This is a genomic window from Azospirillum formosense (genome assembly GCF_013340925.1).
GTDB classification, from domain to species: Bacteria; Pseudomonadota; Alphaproteobacteria; order Azospirillales; family Azospirillaceae; genus Azospirillum; species Azospirillum formosense.
In genome coordinates this window covers 14,812-27,305 of the sequence record NZ_WHOR01000048.1, presented here as the reverse complement: position 1 = coordinate 27,305, position 12,494 = coordinate 14,812, and the positions used below count along the sequence as shown (strand labels likewise).

At 70.5% G+C, this 12,494-nt stretch carries 11 protein-coding genes; 9 read left to right on the top strand and 2 right to left on the bottom strand.

The window, feature by feature from the left end:
- Nucleotides 1–1,050, bottom strand: a 1,050-nt coding sequence (locus GBZ26_RS09195; RefSeq protein WP_247884790.1) for a LacI family DNA-binding transcriptional regulator, incomplete at its 3' end; no start/stop codon positions are given.
- Between the two features lie 221 nt (nucleotides 1,051–1,271).
- Here GBZ26_RS09195 and ptsP point away from each other — a divergent pair.
- The 5 genes from ptsP to GBZ26_RS09170 all read left to right on the top strand — a co-directional run bounded on the left by ptsP (nucleotide 1,272) and on the right by GBZ26_RS09170 (nucleotide 9,107).
- Nucleotides 1,272–3,809, top strand: a complete 2,538-nt coding sequence (gene ptsP / locus GBZ26_RS09190) for a phosphoenolpyruvate--protein phosphotransferase (RefSeq protein ID WP_246654124.1) — start codon at nucleotides 1,272–1,274, stop codon at nucleotides 3,807–3,809.
- Entirely contained in the window at nucleotides 3,806–4,768 is a 963-nt protein-coding gene (gene pfkB / locus GBZ26_RS09185; protein WP_174438578.1) for a 1-phosphofructokinase, read from the top strand. Before ptsP ends, pfkB begins: the two co-directional genes overlap by 4 nt.
- A 35-nt stretch (nucleotides 4,769–4,803) precedes the next feature.
- Entirely contained in the window at nucleotides 4,804–6,531 is a 1,728-nt protein-coding gene (locus GBZ26_RS09180; RefSeq protein ID WP_174438577.1) for a fructose-specific PTS transporter subunit EIIC, read from the top strand.
- A 243-nt stretch (nucleotides 6,532–6,774) separates the two neighbouring features.
- Entirely contained in the window at nucleotides 6,775–7,359 is a 585-nt protein-coding gene (locus tag GBZ26_RS09175) for a DUF6655 family protein (protein WP_174438576.1), read from the top strand.
- Between the two features lie 143 nt (nucleotides 7,360–7,502).
- The gene (locus GBZ26_RS09170) at nucleotides 7,503–9,107 is read left to right on the top strand and encodes a GAF domain-containing protein (RefSeq protein WP_174438575.1); all 1,605 of its coding nucleotides are present in this window, start codon (nucleotides 7,503–7,505) and stop codon (nucleotides 9,105–9,107) included.
- Between the two features lie 61 nt (nucleotides 9,108–9,168).
- Here GBZ26_RS09170 and GBZ26_RS09165 read toward each other — a convergent pair whose 3' ends face one another.
- Nucleotides 9,169–9,849, bottom strand: coding sequence for a LuxR C-terminal-related transcriptional regulator (locus GBZ26_RS09165; RefSeq protein ID WP_014200193.1), 681 nt, complete (start codon nucleotides 9,847–9,849; stop codon nucleotides 9,169–9,171).
- 306 nt (nucleotides 9,850–10,155) lie between these two features.
- Between GBZ26_RS09165 and GBZ26_RS09160 the strand changes: the two genes are divergently transcribed.
- From GBZ26_RS09160 to GBZ26_RS09145, 4 genes are all read left to right on the top strand, one after another.
- A complete protein-coding gene (locus tag GBZ26_RS09160) occupies nucleotides 10,156–10,359 on the top strand; it encodes a hypothetical protein (protein ID WP_174438574.1) in 204 nt (67 codons plus the stop codon).
- A 100-nt stretch (nucleotides 10,360–10,459) separates the two neighbouring features.
- Nucleotides 10,460–10,888 (top strand): VanZ family protein, encoded by a 429-nt coding sequence (locus tag GBZ26_RS09155; protein ID WP_174438573.1) that lies wholly within the window; start codon nucleotides 10,460–10,462, stop codon nucleotides 10,886–10,888.
- 109 nt (nucleotides 10,889–10,997) lie between these two features.
- Nucleotides 10,998–11,240 (top strand): hypothetical protein, encoded by a 243-nt coding sequence (locus tag GBZ26_RS09150; protein WP_040137885.1) that lies wholly within the window; start codon nucleotides 10,998–11,000, stop codon nucleotides 11,238–11,240.
- A gap of 210 nt (nucleotides 11,241–11,450) precedes the next feature.
- Nucleotides 11,451–12,491: an FkbM family methyltransferase gene (locus GBZ26_RS09145; RefSeq protein ID WP_343207301.1), complete on the top strand. Its 1,041-nt coding sequence runs from the start codon at nucleotides 11,451–11,453 to the stop codon at nucleotides 12,489–12,491.
- Nucleotides 12,492–12,494 lie beyond the last annotated feature (3 nt).

Below are 12,494 nucleotides of genomic sequence, written 5' to 3'. Positions count from 1 at the left end.
CACGCGTACTGTTATACACAAGATACGCACCCACTCGTACTCGTCACGGAGTGAATCGTCGCCATCGTCATAGGTGTAGAAGAGACAGCCCGTGCGCGTCGCCCGCTCCGGATCGTCGAGCCGTTCGAACAGCAGCGTCATCGCCGCCCGCCCGATCTCGTGGACCGGCTGTTCGATCACCGTCAGGCCGGGGCCGACCAGCTCCGTCCACGGCTCGTTGTCGAAGCCGGCCACCGCCAGATCGCCGGGGATCGTCAGCCCCAGCGTCCGCGTCGCCTTGACCACCCCCATCAGCAGCAGGCTGTTGCTGACCATCACCGCGTCCGGCATGGCGCCGGACCGCCGCGCCTCCGCCAGCCAGCGGGCGATCTCCGCCTCCGCCGCCTCCGCCGTCGGGGGAACGAAGCGGGCCTCCGCGTGCAGCCCGTGGGCGGCCAGCGCCGCCTGATAGCCGGCGTGGCGCTCCACCGCCGTGGTGCTGGTGTTGCCGAACAGGCCGGCGATGCGGCGGTAGCCCTGGCCATGCAGGTGATCGACCAGCAGGGCGGCGGCCTGCGGGTTGTCCAGCACCACCGAATCGAAGCGCCCGGCCGGCGCGCTGCGGTCGATCAGCACGACGGGAAAATCGAGGTCGGTCCGGTCGAGCCGGGCCAGCGTCGCGCGGGTCGGCGCGAAGATCAGGCCGGTCACCCGCTCCTCCTGCATCAGCCGCAGGTACATGGCCTCCCGCTCCGGGTTCTCGTCGGTGTTGCACAGGATCACCCGCATGCCGGCCTGGAAGGCGGCGTCCTCCACCGCGCGGCTGACCGCGGTGAAGAAGGGGTTGCGGATGTCCGAGACGATCAGCCCGATGGTCTGGGAATGCTGCGAGCGCAGCCGCCGCGCCGACAGGTTCGGGCGGTAGCCGGTGGCCCGCACCGCGTCCTCCACCCGCGCCCGCAGCGCGTCGCTGACCGGGCCGTTGCTCAGCACCCGCGACACCGTGGCGACCGAGACCCCGGCCTCACGGGCGACGTCCTTGATTCCGATGGCTTTGACGCTGTCGCTCATGATGATCCGGTCACCGATCCGTCGTGAAACTGTTTTTGAAATCGTTTCCATCCTTTAGGGCCATACGCCCGTCCTACACGGCACAGTCTGCCCGAAGGAGTGGGCTGATTCAATGCAAACTCCGTTGACACGACCCGATGTAATCGTTTTCAATAACAGCGCTGCAAGGACGACACCCAAGACCGCCCGGCGCCACACCGAACGGAGGAGACGGACCCGCCATGGCCCCCGACACCAACACCGCCCTCATGCCCACCGGCCTAACCACCGATCTGCTGCGGCCCGATCTGTTGCGGCTGAACACCAGCCCCGCCGGCAAGGAGGAGGCGATCCGCGAGGCCGCCCAGCTGCTGATCGCCGCCGGCTGCATCGATCCGGCCTACGCCGCCAGCATGCTGCGCCGGGAAGCGGTGGCGAACACCTTCCTCGGCCATGGCGTCGCCATCCCCCACGGCATGGTCGAGGACCGCGGCATGGTCCGCCGCAGCGGCATCGCCGTCCTCCAGGTGCCGGGCGGCATCGAATGGAATCCCGGCCAGACGGCCCATCTGGTGGTCGCCATCGCCGCCCAGTCCGACGCCCACATCGCCGTGCTGCGCCGCCTGACCCGGCTGATGCAGGACGAGGCGCGGCTGACCGCCCTGTTCACCGTCACCGACCCCGCCGCCCTCGCCGCCGCCCTCGGCGAGGACGCGCCCGTTGCCGCCCCCACCACGCCGGGCGGCGATCTGGCGGAGCGGTTCGACTGGGTGGTCGACTACCCCACCGGCCTGCACGCCCGCCCGGCCACCGCCTGGGTGGAGGCGGCGCGCGCCTCGGCCGCCCGCATCCAGGTCCGCCACGGCAATCTGGTGGCCGACGCCAAGGCGCTGGTGGCGCTGCTCCAGCTCGGCCTGCGCGCGGGCGACAGCGTGGTCGTCTCGGCGGAGGGCGATGACGCCGTGGCGGCGCTGGCCCGCATGAAGGCGACCATCACCCGCCTGACCGCGCGCGAGAAGGCGGACGCCGCCGCGGCGGCGCAGAAGGCCCGCGCCCCCGCGCGCGGCTGGACGCCGCCGAACCCGCTGCCCGCCGTTCCGGGAATCGCCGCCAGCCCCGGCCTCGCCATCGGCCCGGTGCATGTGCTGCCGCGCGCCGCGGTGTCCGTGCCCGACGAGCCGGTCCCGCTGATCGAGGGCGGCGACCGCCTGCACGAGGCGCTGAGCCTGACCCGCCAGAATCTGAAGGCGCTGGCCGACGACACCGCCCGCCGGCTCGGGCCGTCCGAAGCGGCCATCTTCACCGCCCATGCGGAGATCCTGAACGACACCGACCTCGTGACCCTGGCCTGCCAGCTCATGGTCGAGGGGCACGGCGTCGCCTGGTCCTGGCATCAGGCGGTGGAACGCACCGCCGCCGGGCTGGCCGCGCTCGACAACCCCGTGCTGGCCGGGCGCGCCGCCGACCTGCGCGACGTCGGCCAGCGCGTGCTGGCGCGGATCGACCCGGCGCTGCGCACCGGCGGCGCGCCGGACCTGCCGGACACCCCCTGCATCCTGATCGCCGAGGACCTGTCGCCCTCCGACACGGCGGCGCTGGACATGGCGCGGGTGATCGGGCTGGCGACGGCGCAGGGCGGCCCGACCTCCCACACCGCCATCCTGGCCCGCACGCTGGGCCTGCCGGCCATGGTGGCGGGCGGCGCGGCGCTGATGGAGCTGGCGAACGGCACCCCGGCCATCCTCGACGGGCAGAGCGGGCGCCTGCACCTGTCCCCCGCCGAGGCCGACACTGCCGACGCCCGCGCCTGGATCGCGCGGGAGGAGGCCCGCAAGGCGGAGGAGGAGGCCCGGCGCGGCCTGCCCGCCCGCACCCGCGACGGCCACGAGGTGGAGATCGGCGCCAACGTCAACCGGCCCGATCAGGTGGCCGTCGCCCTGTCGCAAGGGGCGGAGAGCGTCGGTCTGATGCGCACCGAGTTCCTGTTCCTGGAGCGCGGCGACGCCCCGAGCGAGGACGAGCAGTATGAGACCTACCGCGGCATGCTGACCGCCCTGGAGGGCCGCCCGCTGATCGTCCGCGCGCTCGACATCGGCGGCGACAAGCAGGTGCCGCACCTCCAGCTTCCCCACGAGGAGAATCCCTTCCTCGGCGTGCGCGGCGCTCGCCTGCTGCTGCGCAGGCCCGAGCTTCTGGAGACCCAGCTCCGCGCGCTTTACCGGGCGGCCAAGAACGGCGGTGCCCTGTCGATCATGTTCCCGATGATCACGGCGCTGGGCGAGGTGCAGGCCCTGCGCGCCGCCTGCGACCGCATCCGGGCGGAGCTGGACGCCCCCGCCGTGCCGCTGGGCATCATGGTCGAGGTTCCGGCGGCGGCCATCCAGGCCGACGTCCTGGCCCGCCATGTCGATTTCTTCTCCATCGGCACCAACGACCTGACGCAATACGCGCTGGCCATCGACCGCCAGCACCCCGAACTGGCGGCGGAGGCCGACAGCCTGCACCCCGCCGTCCTACGGCTGATCCGCCTGACGGTGGAAGGGGCGGAGCGGCACGGCCGCTGGGTCGGCGTCTGCGGCGGCATCGCCGGCGACCCCTTCGGCGCGGCCCTGCTGACCGGGCTCGGCGTGCGCGAGCTGTCGATGACGCCGCGCGACATTCCCGCCGTGAAGGACCGGCTGCGCGGCAGCGACCTGTCCGCCCTGAAGGAGGCCGCGCAACGGGCGCTGGAGTGCGAGACCGCCGACGCGGTGCGCGCGCTCGACGGAGATGCCTCATGAGCACGCATGAAGAAGACATCCGGCCCGTCGTCACCGTCACGCTGAACCCGGCCATCGACCAGACCATCACGGTGGAGGCGCTGCGCCCCGGCCATGTCCACCGGGCCAGCGCCGTGCGGCGCAACGCCGGCGGCAAGGGCGTGAACGTGGCGAGCTGCCTCGCCGACTGGGGCACGCCCGTCGTCGCCACCGGCCTGCTGGGCAGCGGCAATGCCGCAGCCTTCGAGGCGCTGTTCGCCGCCAAGGGCATCGCCGACCGCTTCGTCCGGCTGCCCGGGGAGACGCGCGTCAACGTCAAGATCGCCGACCGCGCCGCCGCCGACACCACCGACCTCAACCTGCCCGGCCTGACCGCCGACGCCGACGCGCTCGACCGCGTCCGCCGCACCCTGCGCGAGCTGGTGCTTCCCGGCACGCCGGTCCTGCTGGCGGGAAGCCTGCCGGACGGGCTGCCGGCGGACAGCTACGCGACGCTGACGGCGGACCTGCGCGCCCAGGGCGCCCGCGTCGTGCTGGACAGCAGCGGCCCGCCGCTGGCGGCGGCGCTGGCCGCCCCGGACCTGCCCTTCTGCATCAAGCCGAACCGGCACGAGCTGGAAGCCTGGGCCGGCGCGCCGCTGCCCGCCACCGCCGACCTTCTGGAGGCGGCGCGCGGCCTGCACCGCAGCGGCGTGGCGGTCGTGGTGGTCTCGCTGGGGGCGGACGGCGCGCTGTTCGTGGCCGACGGCCCGGCGCTGCACGCCCGGCTGCCGGCGGTCAACGCGCTGAGCACGGTGGGGGCCGGCGACGCCATGGTGGCGGGGCTGATCGCCGCCTTCGGGGCGGATCGGACGCTGGAGGGCGTCGCCCGCTTGTCCGTGGCCTTCGCCACCGCGAAGCTCGGCTGCTTCGGACCCAACCTGCCGGGGGCGGACGCGGTCCGCGCGCTGGCCGGACAGGTCGAGATATCAACGCTTTAATGAACGGGGAGCGGGCGACCGCTCGGGAGGAAACCATGGCGAACATGCTGGCCGTGATCGCGGCGGGCGATCTCAGCACCCAGGCCGTCCTGGCCGCCGAAGCGCTGCGCAAGGCCGCGGCGGCGCTCGGCCACACCATCCAGGTGGAGGTGCGCTCCAGCCTCGGCGTGCGCAACACGCTGCCCACCGGGGCGGCGCAGGGCGCGCAAGGCGTCATTCTCGTCGGCTCCGGCGATCTGGGCGAGGAGCGCTTCGCCGGGCTGAAGCGCAGCGCCGCGGCGCTCGACGCCGTGCTGCGCGACGCGCGGGCCGTGCTGGAGCAGGCTTTGGCTCCCGCCCAAGCTCCGGCGCAATCGGGCACGAAGAAGATCGTCGCCATCACCTCCTGCCCCACCGGCATCGCCCACACCTTCATGGCGGCGGAGGGCATCCAGCAGGCCGCCCAGTCGCTGGGCCACGCCGTGCGGGTGGAGACGCAGGGCTCGGTCGGGGCGCGCGACACGCTGACCAAGCAGGAAATCCGCGAGGCTGACGTCGTGCTGATCGCCGCCGACACGCAGGTGGACCTCGCCCGCTTCGCCGGCAAGCGCGTCTTCAAGAGCGGCACCAAGCCCGCCATCAACGACGGGCGCGCCCTGGTCGAACGCGCGCTGGCCGAGGCGCAGCCCCACGGCGCGGCTCCGGCGCTCGCCGACGGCGTGGCGGCGGCCAAGGTGGAGCGGACGGCGGCGCAGCGCAGCGGCCCCTACAAGCATCTGATGACCGGCGTGTCCTTCATGCTGCCCTTCGTGGTGACCGGCGGCCTGCTGATCGCCATCGCCTTCGCGCTTGGCGGCATCTACGTGTTCGAGGACAGCCAGCAGGGCACGCTGGGCAACGCGCTGTTCCAGATCGGGGCCAAGGGCGCCTTCGCGCTGATGGTCCCGGCGCTGGCCGGCTACATCGCCTTCTCCATCGCCGACCGGCCGGGCATCACGCCGGGCATGGTCGGCGGCATCCTCGCCGCCAACCTCGGCGCCGGTTTCCTCGGCGGCATCGTCGCGGGCTTCATCGCCGGCTACGCCACCAGCTTCCTCAACCGCAACATCCGGCTGCACAAGAATTTGGAGGGGCTGAAGCCGGTGCTCATCCTGCCGCTTCTCGGTTCCCTCATCACCGGCCTCGCCATGATCTACGTGGTCGGCGCCCCGGTGGCGGAGGCCCTGGCGACGCTGAGCGCCTGGCTGAAGGGCATGCAGGGCAGCAGCGCGATCCTGCTCGGCCTGCTGATCGGCGCCATGATGGCCTTCGACATGGGCGGGCCGGTCAACAAGGCCGCCTACGCCTTCTCCACCGGCCTGATCGCGTCCCAGGTCTACACCCCGATGGCCGCCGCCATGGCCGCCGGCATGGTGCCGCCGCTCGGCATCGCGCTCGCCACCAAGCTGTTCGCCGACCGCTTCACCCGGGAGGAACGGGAGGCCGGCAACGCCGCGGGCATCCTGGGCATTGCCTTCATCACCGAGGGCGCCATCCCCTTCGCCGCCCGCGACCCGCTGCGCGTCATCCCGGCGCTGGTGCTGGGTGCGGCGCTGACCGGCGCCATCTCCATGGGCATCGGGGCCGAGTTGAAGGTCCCGCACGGCGGCATCTTCGTCCTGCCCATCCCCAACGCCGTCACCCATCTGGCGGGCTACGTCGTGGCGCTGGTCGCCGGGACGGTAACGACGGCGGTGGCGCTGCGCGTCCTGAAGCGTCCGGTCAGTAGCGTGGTGACGGCGTAACAGCGCTGCGAATACATCGTCGAGATGAAAACGTTTACATAACCCCTGGACAGAACGCCTCGCCGGCCCTATCTTTGTTTTGCTGCCTCGGCAGCACGCTCTATAGGGCGTTTCCTCCCTAGACTCAGGCCACGCACGATTCCCGTGCGTGGCTTTTTTTCTATCCGGGGCCGGTCCCAAATCTCTCCCTTGCCCGGAGCGGGCGAACCTGAGAAGCCGGAGACGAAACGCACGAGGACCCGAATGCCCCGCAACAGACCGATCATCGCAGCGCTGGCCGCCACCGCGGCCCTGGCCGCCGGATGCACCGATGTGAAGGAAAGCCTTCCGTCCCGGACCGCCACCGAACAGCTCCTGATTTCCAGCGCCGCGGACAACGCCGCCAATCGCCTGCGGCTGGACCTGCCGGCGGACAAGCGCGCCTTCCTCGACACCGGAAATTTCGACGGCACCGACGCCAAATACGCCGCCAGCGCGATCAAGGAATCGCTGCTGCGCCAGGGCGTCCGCCTCGTCCCCGACCGGGCCGCCGCCGACACGATCATCGAGATCCGGCTGGGCGCCCTGTCGGTGAACCAGAGCAAAACGGTGCTGGGCATTCCCCCCATCACCCTGCCCGGCACAATCACCCTGCCGGAGGCGTCGGTCTACAGTTCGACCGAGAATCAGGCGGTCGCCAAATTCTCCGCCTTCGCCTACGACAATCAGAGCGGCGCCCTGGTCGCCTCGACGGAGCCGGCCTACGGCCTGTCGGGGGAGCAGAGCTACCGGGCGATGACGCTGTTCTCTTGGCGCACCTCGCCCCCCTACCCCGAAGAGACCAACTGACGACACCGACCGACGCGGGCATCTCCGCGCGAAATCCCGCGTTCAACCACTGCCATGGCCGCATTTTCTGGCGCGGCCGGGGGTGGGCGCGTAACATGCCGTGACCCCGCGGGGCGCGGCACCAGGGCAAAGGCGACGGCATCGTGGACGATCACAGGGCGGAGCGGGACGGCGGCGGCGCCCGGCGATCGGAGCGGCTGCTGCTCGCCCAGAAGACCGCGCTGGAACGGGCGATCGGCGGCGCCGGGCTGGACGAGGTGCTGGCCCTTCTGGTCCGGGCGGGCGCCGAGCAACTCGGCGCGCGCGCGGCCATATTCCTGGTCAACGAGGGCGGACTCACCCTGCGCTTCGGCGTGGCGGCGGGCCTGCCGGACGCTTACACCCGGGCGGTGGACGGGTTCGAGATCGGACCGCAAGCCCCCTCCTGCGGGCTGGCCGCCCACACCGGGGAGCGGGTGGTGGTCGAGAATGTCGCTCTGGACCCGCGCTGGGCGCCCTACCACGCGCTGACGCGGGAGCATGGCATCGCCGCCTGCTGGTCCACACCGATCCGCGCGGTCAACGGGACGGTGCTGGGCGCCTTCACCATCTACCACGCCACCCCTTGCGCGCCCGGCCCGCTGGACCTGGAATCGGTGGATCTCCTGACCCACACCGCCGCCCTGCTGATCGAGCGGGACCGGACGGAGCGGGAGCGCCAGTCCAGCGAAGCGCTGCTGTCCTCGGTTCTGGAGCATCTGCCGGTCGGTGTCGCCGTCTACGACACGCAGGGCCGCACCACCCGCAACAACCGGCTGATGCGCGACTACACCAACGGCTCGCTGCCGTCCGCCGACGACCAGGAAGCGCAGCGTTGGCGCGCCTTCCATTCCGACGGATGCCCGGTCGAGCGCAGCGCGTTTCCGGGCGCGCGCGCCTTGAAGGGCGAGATCGTGGTGCCCGGCATGGACTTCCTGCACCGCGCCGCCGACGGAACGGAGCATTGGACGCGCGTGTCGGCCGCCCCGCTGCGCGACGGCGACGGGCGGATCAGCGGTGTGGTCGCCGTGGTCAGCGACATCGACGCGGAAAAGCGGGCGGCGCAGGGCTTGGCCGCGGCGCTGGACGAGGCCCGCCGCAGCGAGCTGGTGGCGCACGAGATGAGCCACCGCATCATGAACAGCTTCCAGCTTCTGCACGGGCTGGTGTCGATGCAGACCGCCACGGTCACCGACCCGGCGGCGCGCAAGGCGGTGGAGCAGGCCTTCTCGCGAATCCAGGCGATGGCGCTGGTGCAGCGCCGCCTGTTCGAGGCGACGCGCAACGACCTCGCCACGCTCGACGCGGCCGACTATCTGCAACGGCTGGGGGAAAGCCTGACCGGCGCCTTCATCGATTCGGGCCGCTGCACCCTGGTCATCGACGCCGCGCACGGAATCCCGATGCCCGCCGCGCAGGCCTCGTCCATGGGGCTGATCGTGACGGAGATGGTGCTGAACGCCTTGAAGCACGCCTTCGGCGCGCACCAGCAGGGGACGGTGACGGTGCGGTTCGAAGCCTGCGGAGACAACCGGCGGCTGACGGTGACCGACGACGGGGACGGCCTGCCGGACGGCGCCGGCACGATGAAGCCCGCCGGATCGGGTCAGGGCATGGGCATGACGCTGGTGCACGGTCTGGTGCGCCAGCTCGGCGGAAAGCTGGAGATCGACCGCCCCAATCAGGGCGGCCGCCCCGGAACCCGCTTCGTTCTGACTTTTCCAGCCTGACCGTTCCAACGCGTCAGGCGTCGAAGCCACCGGATTCCGGGATGGCGCGGCGTCCTGATCCTTAGGCGACGGCTTCCATCGGCTTTTCCACCTTGCCGCCGAACCCGTTCTCCAGCGCCCAGATCGCCGCCTGGGTGCGGTTGGAGGCGTTGATCTTGCGCAGCAGGCTCTTCAGGTGAACCTTCACCGTCGCTTCGGTGATGTTCAGATGATTGGCGATCATCTTGTTGCTGTCACCCTGCAGCAGGCGCTCCAGGATCTGCGTCTCGCGCTGGGACAGGCCCTTGGCCGCGGTCGGGCCGTTGGCGCTGGTGTTGGCGCCGGCCTTGCCGGTGATGAGGAGGGCGGCGAGGTGGGTCGGGAAGACCTTTTCGCCGATCATCACCAGACGCAGCGACTGCGCCAGAGCGGCCGGGGAAATGTCCTTCATCAGGAAAGCGTCGGCGCCGGCCTGGATGGCGTTGGCCATTTCCTGGGCGTCGAGGTGGCTGGCCAGAAGGACGAGCCGCGCGGTCGGATACTGCTCCCGCAGGACGGTGACGGCCTGGACCGTGCCGTTGGCGGAAGCCGGGTCCATCATGATCAGCTCGGGCGTGTCGCCCTCCATCATGCCCGGCGGCGGTACGTCGCTGAAACTGGCGGCCTCTTTCGTGATACGGAACTCCCCTTCCGAGAAGAGGGCCTTCATGCCTTCGCGGAAAAGTTTGTTGGCGTCGATCAGAAAGATGGAGACCGATTGCATCGTCCAGTCACTCTCGAAGGTGATTGAGATGAGCAACCCTACCCTATCGTTGGCGGGCCGGCTACCCGTCCGTTAGTAGAATATTAACCAATGAAGTCCGAGGCATGTCCTCCCATCGGGCATATGCCCCACCCCGGAAAGCCGGTCCAGGTCGCTCCCGGATGCCTGGAAACTCGGAAAAACCACGCCTAAACAGGCCACTACCCATTTTGCGCGGGAATCGGACGCCGTCTCGTTAATATCACGGCAACCATAATCGGCCATTGGTACAGTCATCGTAATTCATCGCTTGGATGGGTGCCCGACATGCCGATGGTGTCCATGTGGAAGAAGATCAGTCCGTGTCACTTCGTGATGCAGGACTGTCATCACCGCCGGATCGAAATCCGTTACCACGCCACCGGCTCGCAGAGCGGCTGGGGCGTCTACGCCGACGGGACGCTGGTGCAGCAGCGCGCCGCCTTCACCGAAGCGCGCGGCATTGCCATGGGGCTGGCGACCGGTTCCTGAAACGGGCCCTGCCCGCCTGATGTCACAGCGCGGACATCGGGCGGTTAACCGGCTCTTGAGACTGTTCCGCGCAGGATGGCCTTCGTCGCAGGAGGCCGTCATGACGTTCCGCCCACTTCCCCTTGTTTGGCGCCGGTTCGCGCTCTGCGCCCTTCCCGGCCTCATGGGGATCGCCTTCTGGGCCGCGCTGCAACCGCAGTTGGCGCCCAGCGGCCTTTACGGCTTCGACAAGCTGGTGCACGCCGGGGCCTTCGGGCTTCTCACCCTGCTCGGCATCCTGGCCAGCGCCAGCCGGCGCGCCGCCGTTCTTGCGGTGCTGGCGGTCTTCGCGCTCGGCGCCGCCATCGAAGTGGCGCAATCCTTCGTCCCGGGACGCGAGGCCAGCCTGTCCGATCTGGCCGGAGACGCCGTGGGGATCGCCCTGGGAATCATGACCGTCCGGCTGGGACATCGCGCCGCCGACCGCGCGCGCCGCGCGCGCCATGGAATAGTCACGCAGCCCGCGGCGTTTGCGTCCTTACCGGAGTGAGGGGACGCAGCGTCCGGATAAACAATCCCGAGCAGCCTCCTCCGTTTTTGGTTTTGTTCGTCTACCGAACTATGCTATGCCGAAAGGCAGGACATCTGGAGTAACGCTTATGGACTGGCATAACGAAAAGGCTAAGACCGGCGCCCGCGCCCTGGAATCCGCGTTCGGCGTGATGCTGACGGTCTGCGAGGCCACCGACGGCTGGTGGAACTGGCACGCGGAGCATGAGGGGCTGAGCTGGACCCCCGACGCCCGCTGGTTCGCCACCCGCCGCGAGGCGCAGGACGCGGCGGAGGAGTGGGCTTCCACCCTGGCGCCGCAGCATCTGGGCTTCCTTCACCGCGCGGCCTGACACCGCAGGCCGGTGCGATCGGGGCGGTGCCGTTGACCCGCCCCGCGTCCGCTTCCACAATGGCCACCGTGCCAAGGCGACGGGAAGCGGCTGCGATCATCCCTTGGGACTGTCGATCAGGCCCAGGACGGTGACGAGATGCAGCACGAGACGCTTCCCCTTCCCGGACTCCCGCTTCAAAAAGCCTTCCTGCCACCCGGGGCCACTCTGGTGGCGGTTGGAACCGGCGCGGGGCGCTGGACGGCCTCCGCCGCCCATGGCCGGAAATGCTTCGCCCTGCCGTCCTCCCCGCCGGGACTTGACGCGTGGTGCGGTCCGGTCGGGCCACGCCACGTCGACTGGCTGGTCCTGGACGGCTGCGGCGACGCCCTGGCGGTGCTGGACGGTGCCACCGACCTGTTGCGCCTGCGCCGCATCGACTTCCTCCAGTTCGAGGAGGCGGAGGCCGGTCGGCAACTGGCCGCGCTCTACGCGCGCCTGCAGGCCAACGGCTATTCGCTGTTCCGCCTCGCCGACCGCAATCTGGAGTTCCGCGGCACGCCGCCGGAGGACGGGCGCGGCGGCACGCACATGGTGGTCGCCCCCCGCCACTGGAACCGGCTGTTCGCGCGCAGCCAAGGCATGTTCCGCTACAAGGACCTGTTTCCCCGCCATGGAATCGTGCCGCGCGGCATCATCCATGTCGGCGCCCATGAGGGCGAGGAATACGCCAACTACCGTGAGGCCGGCGCCAACCGCGTCCTGTTCGTCGAGGCGGACCCGGCGACCTTCGCCACGCTCCAGGCCCGTTTCGCCAGCGACGGCGACGTCGTCTGCCTGAACGCCGCGGTGTCCGACCGGACCGGGCGGGCGCGCTTTTCCCGCATGTCGAGCCGCCAGTCCAGCTCCCTGCTGGAGCCGACCGGCCATCTGACCGTCTATCCTCACATCACCGTCGACGAGGTCTTCGAGGTGGAGACCCGGACCCTGCCGGACCTGCTGGCGTTCCACAGCCTCGCGCCGGAGGCTTTCAACGTGCTGGCGATCGACGCGCAGGGGTCGGAGTGCCGGATTCTCACCGGCTGCCGCAGCCTGCTGCCCCGATTCGACGCGGTGGTGACCGAGGTGAGCTACGCGGAACTGTATGAAGGCTCGGGCCTCGCCGCCGACGTGGACGACATCCTGTTCGCCCACGGCTTCGACCGCGTCGCCGAGACCAGCCCCTACCATCACAGCTGGGGCGACGCGCTCTACGTCCGCCGTCCCCGCTGACGG

What these genes read in the sequence shown, in the direction of transcription:
- ptsP (WP_246654124.1), top strand. Translation starts at nt 1,272, where the DNA reads ATGGCCCCCGACACCAACACCGCCCTCATGCCCACCGGCCTAACCACC.
- pfkB (WP_174438578.1), top strand. Translation starts at nt 3,806, where the DNA reads ATGAGCACGCATGAAGAAGACATCCGGCCCGTCGTCACCGTCACGCTG.
- GBZ26_RS09180 (WP_174438577.1), top strand. Translation starts at nt 4,804, where the DNA reads ATGGCGAACATGCTGGCCGTGATCGCGGCGGGCGATCTCAGCACCCAG.
- GBZ26_RS09175 (WP_174438576.1), top strand. Translation starts at nt 6,775, where the DNA reads ATGCCCCGCAACAGACCGATCATCGCAGCGCTGGCCGCCACCGCGGCC.
- GBZ26_RS09165 (WP_014200193.1), bottom strand. Translation starts at nt 9,849, where the DNA reads ATGCAATCGGTCTCCATCTTTCTGATCGACGCCAACAAACTTTTCCGC.
- GBZ26_RS09160 (WP_174438574.1), top strand. Translation starts at nt 10,156, where the DNA reads ATGCCGATGGTGTCCATGTGGAAGAAGATCAGTCCGTGTCACTTCGTG.
- GBZ26_RS09155 (WP_174438573.1), top strand. Translation starts at nt 10,460, where the DNA reads ATGACGTTCCGCCCACTTCCCCTTGTTTGGCGCCGGTTCGCGCTCTGC.
- GBZ26_RS09150 (WP_040137885.1), top strand. Translation starts at nt 10,998, where the DNA reads ATGGACTGGCATAACGAAAAGGCTAAGACCGGCGCCCGCGCCCTGGAA.